Raw genomic sequence first — 7,957 nt, forward strand, 5'->3', positions numbered from 1 at the left:
GGGTTCCGGCCTCCGGACCGCCTCGGCCTCCCCGGGAGACCGCCCCGTACGGCCGCGGGGCGCGGGGAAGACCGTGCTGGCGCCGGTGCGGATCGCCGACGCGGCCACGGTACGGCTGTTGCGGCCGGGCGACCTGGTGGACGTGATCGCCGCCGAGGAGACGATGTCCGGCGGTGAGGCCCGCGTGGTGGCCCGCGGGGCGCGGGTGACCGAGGTGCCGGAACCGGTGGACGGAGCGGATGACGGCGGGAAGGATGACGGCGGGACGGGCGACAGCGGGACGGGCGACAGCGGGACGGGCGACGGCGGGGCGCTGGTCGTGCTGTCGGTGCCGCGCGCCACGGCGGCCGGTCTGGCCGGCGCGAGCGCCACCGCACGGCTGGCGGTGACTCTGTGCTGAACCGTGCCATTCCGATCCGGGTGCCCTCGCCCGCACCCTGCGTCGAACGCCGCGATTGGACAGCCCGGCACGGGTGTGACGTAGGTTGCGGAGCGCTTTCCGCCGCACGTTACGCACGAGAAATGAGGCTCCGAAGTGAGCGACCAGGAGAAGACGAGCGTCCTGCAGGGCTTCAAGGCCTTCCTGATGCGGGGCAACGTCGTCGATCTGGCCGTGGCCGTGGTCATCGGCGCCGCCTTCACCAACGTCGTCAACTCGGTGGTGAAGGGGATCATCAACCCGTTGGTGGGTGCGTTCGGCACCCAGAACCTGGACAGCTACAGCTCGTGTCTGAAGGGTCCCTGCGAGGGCACCGGGGACGCCACGACGGGCGTCAGGATCCTGTGGGGCTCGGTCCTCGGTTCGACGCTGCAGTTCGTGATCACCGCCGGGGTCGTCTACTTCCTGATGGTGCTGCCCATGGCGAAGTACCTGGCCCGGATCGAGGCCCGCCGGAAGGCGAAGGAGGGCGCGCACGAGGTCATCGAGATCACCGAGCTGGAAGTGCTCAAGGAGATCCGCGACACCCTCGTCGCACAGCGTGGCGCGGGGCAGAGCGGCCCCGGACGGGACGGCTCGGGCCCGGGTCAGGGCAGCCCGGGAGACGGCGCGCGGTAGGACCCTGCGCCGGCCGGCGGGCCGGACGCGGGACGGATACCGATCGGACGCGGGTCAGATGTGGTGGGGCGGCTTCTCGTCGAGGAAGCGTTTCAGGTCGGCGGCGCTGTCGCCGGACGGGCGCTCGCCCCACCCGCGGTCCGTGTCGTCCGAGGACTGCTGGTCCATCGGGTCGTCGAAGACCAGCGCGGGCTTCGGCTCGCGCGGCCGGGGGTCGGGGGCGGTGTCCATGCGTCCAGGGTACGACCGTGCCCGACCCGGGCAGGAGTGAGCCCATGACAGCTGACGCTCTGACGGATGTGGCCGGTGTGCGCGTCGGGCACGCCACGTGTACCGGCGACGGGTGGCTCACCGGCACCACGGTGGTGCTCGCACCCGAGGGCGGGGCGGTGGCCGCGGTGGATGTGCGCGGCGGCGGACCCGGCACGAAGGAGACCGACGCGCTCGACCCGCGCAATCTGGTGCAGAAGGCCGAGGCGGTGGTGCTGACCGGGGGCAGCGCGTACGGGCTGGACGCGGCGTCCGGGGTGATGGCCTGGCTGGAGGAGCGCGGACGCGGGGTGCGCGTCGGGCCGGATCCCACCCATGTGGTGCCGGTGGTGCCGGCCGCCTGTGTCTTCGACCTGGGCCGGGGCGGCGACTTCCGGGCCCGCCCGGACGCGGCCACCGGCCGGGCCGCGGTCGAGGAAGCTGCGGCGTCCGGGCCGGGCGCGCCGGGGCCCCAGGGCTGTGTGGGCGCCGGTACGGGGGCCGTGGTCGGGCAGATGAAGGGCGGGGTCGGTACCGCGAGCACGGTGCTGGACTCGGGGATCACGGTGGCCGCGCTGGTGGTGGCCAACGCGGCGGGATCGGTGGTGGATCCGGGAACGGGGGTGCTGTACGGGGAGTTGTTCCAGGGCCGGGTGCGTTACCCGGCGGCGGAGGTGCACGAGGCCGCGCTGCGGCGGCTGGCGGAGGCGTCCGAGCGCAACGCCCCTCCCCCGCTGAACACCACGCTGGCGGTGGTCGCCACGGACGCCGGGCTGTCCAAGGCGCAGGCGCAGAAGCTGGCCGGCACGGCGCACGACGGCATCGCGCGAGCCGTCCGGCCGGTGCATCTGCTGAGCGACGGGGACACCGTCTTCACCCTGGCCACGGGCACGCGCCCGCTCGACGCGGCGGACCCGCTCGCCCTGAACGGGGTCCTGGCGGCGGGCGCGGACGTGGTGACCCGGGCGATCGTCCGGGCGGTGCGTGCCGCCGGGCCGGTGGACGGACCGGGCGGGGCATGGCCGTCGTACGAGGAGCTGTACGGGAGTTGACCGCTGGGGCGCACCGGGAGGCGTACGGGCGCCGGTGAGCGGCATCGGGCCCGCGCGGGGCACCGGAGCGCCGGGCACGGTGTGAGCCGGGACCGCGGAAATGCCGCCGGGGCGGGAAGAGTTGGCGTTCGGAGGGAGGGGGTGGGAATTCCTCGCGCGGCCCGGTCGTTTTCCCGCCAGACGTTTTTCTCGTTCCCGGACATGACGTCCAGCCGAGGGGCTACGGTATGCACCCACAAGGTGACATGCAGCAACGCCGGGAGAAACCTTGAGCGTTCCGTACGAGACGGCAGCGTACGAACCACCCGACTCGCCCGAGTCTCCGGAGGAGTACCTCGCGCGACTCCTCCGCCGTGCCCTGAACTCCTTCGAGTTGCCGGACGAGACGATCCGCCGGCTGGACTGCGCGCTGGCGTACGACGGTTCGCTGCACTCCGCGCACCACAGTGCGGGACTGCACCGGGAGACGTACCGGCACACCTGGCTGCTCGCCGACGGTTCGGCGGTCACGCTCTGGGAGCTGGTCCACAACACCGCACCGGGCAGCGAGCCGCAGCACGAGATCTACGTGGACGAGGAGGAGCTGCGTACGGCCACGGCCCGGCTGCCGCTTCCGCCGGACACCCCGGACTTCGAACTGCCGGTGACGGTGCAGCTGTCGCCGGCTCCGGCGCTGCGGCAGATGTACGTTCCGGACGGGGCCGCGGACCACGCGCGCCGCTTACTGCGCCGGGCGGAGAACCCGGACCGGCCGGGCCCGGAGACGGCCGCCCTGCTGGCCACGGCCTGTGCGCACCGGATCACCCAGGCCTTCGGCCGTCCGTCCCGCGCGGGGCGGCCGGCGCTGTGCTTCTCGCTCTACGAGCACGCGTTCCTGCTGGGTGACGGCGTGGAGCTGTCCCTGTGGGAGGTCGAGCACACCCTCACGCCGGACGGCCGGCACATGTGCGAGGTGTACACCAGCGAGGATGCCGCGCGGGACGCGATGGAGCGCCGGGCCGCGCAGGTCTCCTGACGGACGGCCGGGCGAACAGACGGACGGCCAGGCGAACAGGCGGGCGGTCGGGCAGGGCAGGCCCCGAAAGCGGCGTGCGGCTCAGTCGTATTCGCCGAAACGCCGTACCAGCCCGGCGAAGGCGTCCCGTTCCGCGTCGGTGAGCCATACCGCCTCCGTCCGCGGTCCGGCCCGCCGCTGGCGCGGGATCGTCGGGATGCCGTGGGGCGTGTGCGCCCCGGCGGTCTCCATGTTCCCCTGCGTGCGCCTGCGCGCCCGCCCCCGCCGTCGCCGCAGGGCGTCGGCCACACCCGCCGCGCAGGCCACGGCCACCAGGGTGAGGACGGTGACGCCCGTCGTCCGCGGACTCGTCTCGTGCTCAGACATGCGGCCCAGTACACACCACGGTCCGGGACTTTGAGCCCCGGACCGTGAGGATCGTGATCTATATCGCAGTAGGCATGAACCGCCCACACCTACCCAAATGGACGCACCGGTGTCGCTCTACGCGGCGACCGGCTGCCTGCCCTCCGACAGCGGCACCGATGCTCCCGCGCCCGCCGGAGCCGCCTTGCGCAGCCCCTTGAGGACGATCACCAGGCCCGCCGTGACACAGACGCCGACGGCGATGGCGACCAGGTAGAGGAACGGGTTGCCGATCAGCGGGACCACGAAGATCCCGCCGTGCGGGGCCCGCAGAGTGGCGCCGAAGGCCATCGACAGGGCACCGGTGACCGCGCCGCCCACCATGGAGGCGGGGATCACGCGCAGCGGGTCGGCGGCGGCGAACGGGATCGCGCCCTCGGAGATGAAGGAGGCGCCCAGGACCCAGGCGGCCTTGCCGTTCTCCCGCTCCGTGCGGTTGAAGAGCTTGCCGCGCACCGTGGTGGCCAGGGCCATCGCCAGCGGCGGCACCATGCCGGCGGCCATCACCGCGGCCATGATCTTCATCGCGGAGTCGCTGGGGCTCGCGACGGCGATCCCGGCGGTGGCGAAGGTGTAGGCGACCTTGTTGACGGGACCGCCGAGGTCGAAGCACATCATCAGGCCGAGCAGGGCGCCCAGCAGGACGGCGTTGGCGCCGGAGAGGCCGTTCAGCCAGTCCGTCATGCCCTTCTGCGCCTCGGCGATGGGCTTGCCGATGACGACGAACATCAGGAACCCGACGACCGCCGCGGAGATCAGCGGGATCACCACCACCGGCATGATGCCGCGCAGCGCGGCCGGGATGCGCACCTTCTGGATCGCGATCACCACACCACCGGCGATCAGACCGGCCGCCAGACCGCCGAGGAATCCGGCGTTGATGGTGAGCGAGATGGCGCCGCCGACGAAGCCGGGCACCAGGCCGGGCCGGTCGGCCATGCCGTAGGCGATGTAGCCGGCCAGGACCGGGACGAGGAAGCCGAAGGCGACGCCGCCGATCTGGAAGAGCAGGGCGCCCCAGCTGTCGGCCTGGGTCCACACGAAGTGGTCCATCACCGAGGGCGCCTCGTTGATCTCGTAGCCGCCGATCGCGAAGCCGAGGGCGATGAGCAGACCGCCGGCCGCGACGAACGGCACCATGTAACTGACGCCGGACATCAGCCACTTGCGCAGCTTGGTGCCGTAGCCCTCACCGGACTCGCCGCCGCGCTCGACGGGCGTACCGCCGGACGCGGCGGCGGTGACCTCGCCGCGCTCCGCCTTGCCTCTCACCTCGGTGATCAGGTCGGCGGGGCGGTTGATGGCCGCCTTGACCCCGGTGTCGACGGTGGGCTTGCCGGCGAAGCGGTCCTTCTCCCGTACGGGCACGTCGTGGGCGAAGATCACACCGTCCGCCGCCGCGATGACGGCCGGGTCGAGCCGGGTGAAGCCCGCCGAGCCCTGGGTCTCGACGACGATCTCGACGCCCGCCTCCCGCCCGGCGTTCTCCAGCGACTCGGCCGCCATGTAGGTGTGGGCGATACCGGTGGGGCACGAGGTGACGGCGACGACCCGGAACGGGCGGTCCGCGGCGGACATGGGGCCGTCTGCGGCGGACGCGGGGCGGTCCGTGCCGGAGGCGGGACGGTCCGCGCCGGGAACGGTGGTGCCCGTGGCGGTGCCGGCGGAGGCCGCCGCCGGCACCGCCACGGAGTCGGAAAACTTTGCGGTCTCCGCGGTCTCGGCAGTCCCGGCGGACCCCTCACCGTCCACGGAGCCGGCTTCCTCGCCCCGGATCAGCGCCGCCGCGGCCGCCGCGCCGTCCACCGACCGCAGGGCCTCGGTGAAACGCGTGTTCATCAGTTGCCGGGCCAGCGACGACAGGATCGTCAGATGGGCGTCGTCCGCGCCGGCCGGGGCGGCGATCAGGAAGATCAGGTCGGCGGGTCCGTCCGCCGCGCCGAAGTCGATCCCGGCCGCGCTCCGACCGAAGGCGAGGGTCGGCTCGGTGACATGTTCGCTGCGGCAGTGCGGGATGCCGATGCCGCCGTCGAGACCGGTCGGCATCTGGGCCTCGCGGGCGGCGACGTCGGCGAGGAAGCCCTCCAGGTCGGTCACCCGGCCCTGGGCCACCATGCGCTCGGCGAGGGCACGGGCCGCCGCTTCCTTGGTGTCGGCGGACAGGTCGAGATCGACCAGGTCCGCGGTGATCATCTCGCTCATCGCGGGCTCCTTCGCACGCGTATCGCCCGTACAGCGGGGTGGGCGGGGGAGGGGACGGGGGTGAGGAAGGAAAAAACGGGACGGGGACCGGGTCCGGCGGCTGCGAGGGCACTCATGACACCGGCTCCCTCAGCACCCGGTCCACGGGGACCTCGGCCGTGACGGTCACCGCGGCCGGGTCCAGGTCGCCCGGTGTCGGCATCACGCTGCCGGGCAGCTGGACGGCGGCCGCTCCGTGGGCGACGGCGGAGGCGAGCGCCCCGGGTCCGCGTCCGCCGGCGACGAGGAACCCGGCGAGCGAGGAGTCGCCCGCGCCCACGTTGCTGCGGACGGCGTCCACGGGCGCGGCGCCGAACCAGGCGCCGTCCTCGTCGACGAGCAGCTGCCCGTCGGCGCCGAGGCTGGCGAGTACGGCCCGGGCGCCCGCCTCGCGCAGTTCCCCGGCCGCTTTCATCGCGTCGCCCACCGTGGCCAGCGGGCGTCCCACGGCCTCGGCGAGTTCCGCGGCGTTCGGCTTCACCACGTCCGGCCGTTCGCGCAGGGCGGCGAGCAGCGCGGGCCCGGAGGTGTCGAGGGCGATCCGTACGCCTGCGTCGTGCACCCGGGCGACCAGTTCGGCGTACCAGGAGGGGGCGAGTCCGCGCGGCAGGCTGCCGCAGCAGGCGATCCAGTCGGCACCGGGCGCCTGCCGGCGCACGGTGTCCAGGAGCAGTTCCCGCTCGGCCGCCGTCAGCTCCGGACCGGGTGCGTTGATCTTCGTCAGTACACCGTCGGCCTCGGCGAGCGCGATGTTGGAGCGGGTGGCCCCGGCGACCGGGACCGGGGCGACCTCGATGCCCTGCGCGTCCAGCAGGTCGGCGACCAGGGCGCCGGGAGCGCCGCCCAGGGGCAGTACGGCCACCGTGCGCCGGCCGGCCGCGGCGACGGCGCGCGAGACGTTGACCCCCTTGCCGCCGGGGTCGACGCGTTCGCCGGTGGCCCGGACGACCTCGCCCCGGTCGAGCGAGGGAACCTCGTAGGTGCGGTCCAGGGACGGGTTGGGGGTGACGGTGAGGATCATGCGCGTACTACGTCCGTGCCGCCGCGTTCGATGGCGGCGGCGTCCTGCGGGCTCAGCCCGGTGTCGGTGATCAGCAGGTCCACGTCGCCGAGGTCGCCGAAGCGGGCGAAGTGCTCCTGGCCGTGCTTGGAGGAGTCGGCGAGCAGCACCACGCGGCGGGCGGCGGCCATGGCCGCCCGTTTCACGGCGGCCTCGGCGAGGTCGGGGGTGGTCAGTCCGTACTCGGCGGAGAACCCGTTGGCGGCGACGAACAGGACGTCCGCGCGGATCTCGGCGTACGCCCGCAGCGCCCAGGCGTCCACGGCGGCGCGCGTACGGTGCCGGACGCGCCCGCCGACCAGGTGCAGCTGGATGCCGGGGTGGTCGGCGAGCCGGGCCGCGATGGGCAGGCTGTGGGTGACGACGGTGAGGGAGGCGTCCACCGGCAGGAAGCCGGCCAGCCGCGCGGACGTCGAACCGGCGTCGACGATCACGGTGCCGTCGGCCGGGAGTTCCGCGAGGGCGGCGCGGGCGATGCGGTCCTTCTCGTCGGCCGCGGTGGTCTCCCGCTCGGCGAGGTCCGGTTCGAAGTCGAGGCGTCCGGCGGGGATGGCCCCGCCGTGCACCCTGCGGACCAGTCCGGCGCGGTCGAGCGCCTTCAGGTCCCGGCGGATGGTCTCGGCGGTCACCTGGAACGTCTCGGCCAGCGACACCACGTCCACCCGGCCGCTGTCGCGGGCGAGCCGAAGGATCTCCTGCTGGCGTTCCGGTGCGTACATGTCCGGCTGCCTCCCGGTCCGTTCATGCCCGAACGTGTGGTTTCAGCTCGGACAGTACGTCGAGATGTCGGAAAAGTAAACGGGTGCGGGCACAATCAGGCACGAACGGGCTTCTGTTTGTGCCCGCTCTTCCCCTCTTGAGGAGCACGGGCGGGGGCC

General features: G+C 73.4%; 9 protein-coding genes. 4 read left to right on the plus strand and 5 right to left on the minus strand.

Annotated features, from left to right (window positions below):
• Both B9S61_RS32260 and mscL read left to right on the plus strand, forming a co-directional pair.
• Positions 1-400 (plus strand): RcpC/CpaB family pilus assembly protein (locus B9S61_RS32260; RefSeq protein ID WP_103545353.1); only part of this gene is annotated, 400 nt, incomplete at its 5' end.
• Positions 401-535: 135 nt separating this feature from the next.
• Positions 536-1,057: a large conductance mechanosensitive channel protein MscL gene (gene mscL / locus B9S61_RS32265; RefSeq protein WP_103545354.1), complete on the plus strand. Its 522-nt coding sequence runs from the start codon at positions 536-538 to the stop codon at positions 1,055-1,057.
• A 54-nt stretch (positions 1,058-1,111) separates the two neighbouring features.
• On the opposite strand, the gene B9S61_RS32270 is transcribed toward mscL, so the two are convergent.
• Positions 1,112-1,288 (minus strand): hypothetical protein, encoded by a 177-nt coding sequence (locus tag B9S61_RS32270; RefSeq protein ID WP_103545355.1) that lies wholly within the window; start codon positions 1,286-1,288, stop codon positions 1,112-1,114.
• A gap of 44 nt (positions 1,289-1,332) precedes the next feature.
• On the opposite strand from B9S61_RS32270, the gene B9S61_RS32275 reads away from it, so the two are divergent.
• Together B9S61_RS32275 and B9S61_RS32280 are read left to right on the plus strand one after the other, a co-directional pair.
• A complete protein-coding gene (locus tag B9S61_RS32275) occupies positions 1,333-2,358 on the plus strand; it encodes a P1 family peptidase (protein ID WP_103545356.1) in 1,026 nt (341 codons plus the stop codon).
• 268 nt (positions 2,359-2,626) lie between these two features.
• Positions 2,627-3,373, plus strand: coding sequence for a DUF6227 family protein (locus B9S61_RS32280; RefSeq protein ID WP_103545357.1), 747 nt, complete (start codon positions 2,627-2,629; stop codon positions 3,371-3,373).
• 81 nt (positions 3,374-3,454) lie between these two features.
• On the opposite strand, the gene B9S61_RS32285 is transcribed toward B9S61_RS32280, so the two are convergent.
• From B9S61_RS32285 to B9S61_RS32300, 4 genes are all read right to left on the minus strand, one after another.
• Positions 3,455-3,739, minus strand: a complete 285-nt coding sequence (locus B9S61_RS32285; protein WP_103545358.1) for a hypothetical protein — start codon at positions 3,737-3,739, stop codon at positions 3,455-3,457.
• 117 nt (positions 3,740-3,856) lie between these two features.
• A complete protein-coding gene (locus tag B9S61_RS32290; RefSeq protein ID WP_103545359.1) occupies positions 3,857-5,980 on the minus strand; it encodes a fructose-specific PTS transporter subunit EIIC in 2,124 nt (707 codons plus the stop codon).
• Positions 5,981-6,092: 112 nt separating this feature from the next.
• On the minus strand, positions 6,093-7,040 hold the full coding sequence (gene pfkB / locus B9S61_RS32295) for a 1-phosphofructokinase (protein WP_103545360.1): 948 nt from the start codon (positions 7,038-7,040) through the stop codon (positions 6,093-6,095).
• The gene (locus B9S61_RS32300) at positions 7,037-7,798 is read right to left on the minus strand and encodes a DeoR/GlpR family DNA-binding transcription regulator (RefSeq protein ID WP_103545361.1); all 762 of its coding nucleotides are present in this window, start codon (positions 7,796-7,798) and stop codon (positions 7,037-7,039) included. The genes pfkB and B9S61_RS32300 overlap by 4 nt, the downstream gene beginning before the upstream one ends.
• Positions 7,799-7,957: the final 159 nt, after the last annotated feature.

Source organism: Streptomyces sp. SM1 (genome assembly GCF_002910825.1).
Lineage (GTDB): Bacteria > Actinomycetota > Actinomycetes > Streptomycetales > Streptomycetaceae > Streptomyces > Streptomyces okerensis.

Excerpts from the sequence above, each read along its gene's own strand:
- B9S61_RS32270 (WP_103545355.1), bottom strand. The coding sequence starts at position 1,288 with ATGGACACCGCCCCCGACCCCCGGCCGCGCGAGCCGAAGCCCGCGCTG.
- B9S61_RS32275 (WP_103545356.1), top strand. The coding sequence starts at position 1,333 with ATGACAGCTGACGCTCTGACGGATGTGGCCGGTGTGCGCGTCGGGCAC.
- B9S61_RS32285 (WP_103545358.1), bottom strand. The coding sequence starts at position 3,739 with ATGTCTGAGCACGAGACGAGTCCGCGGACGACGGGCGTCACCGTCCTC.
- B9S61_RS32290 (WP_103545359.1), bottom strand. The coding sequence starts at position 5,980 with ATGAGCGAGATGATCACCGCGGACCTGGTCGATCTCGACCTGTCCGCC.
- pfkB (WP_103545360.1), bottom strand. The coding sequence starts at position 7,040 with ATGATCCTCACCGTCACCCCCAACCCGTCCCTGGACCGCACCTACGAG.
- B9S61_RS32300 (WP_103545361.1), bottom strand. The coding sequence starts at position 7,798 with ATGTACGCACCGGAACGCCAGCAGGAGATCCTTCGGCTCGCCCGCGAC.